Origin of the sequence: Sporolactobacillus sp. CQH2019, assembly GCF_028765345.1 — a bacterium.
In the GTDB taxonomy this organism is placed as follows: Bacteria; Bacillota; Bacilli; order Bacillales; family Sporolactobacillaceae; genus Sporolactobacillus.
The window spans coordinates 1-458 of sequence record NZ_JARAJZ010000053.1 but is presented as its reverse complement, the minus strand read 5'-3'; the positions used below and the strand labels follow the sequence as shown (position 1 = coordinate 458).

Below are 458 nucleotides of genomic sequence, written 5' to 3'. Positions count from 1 at the left end.
GTGATGGGCGAACGACGCGCCATCTTGGTCAGCACGGATCGGAACCTGACACCAGAAGCCATTATCCGGCTCTACGCGCAGCGGTTCGTAACCGAAACAACCTTTCGTGCACTGAAGCAATCGCTCGGCGCGTTTGCCTATCATTTTTGGAGCCGGTCGATGCCCCGACTGAACCGATATCGCCAATCGGATGAAGCCGAGCCCCTGGATCAGGTGACGGATAGACACGCTCAAGAACGGATTCTTCACACCGTTAAAGCCATCGAAGGCTCCATGATGTGCCACTGCATCGCGATGGGCCTGCTCCAAATGATTGCCCTCCGCAAGGAGAGCCAGCGGAAAAGTAAACTTTTCCGCTTTTTAAGGACACCGTCCAAAGGGGTAGCTTCAGAGGCCACGATCATGGCTCATTTACGCCAAACGATTTTTCAACGGTTTGCCCGAAACCAGCATTTAAC

At 53.9% G+C, this 458-nt stretch carries 1 pseudogene; it reads left to right on the top strand.

The window, feature by feature from the left end:
- Positions 1-458: pseudogene (locus tag OYT88_RS20765) on the top strand (hypothetical protein); the annotation flags it as partial.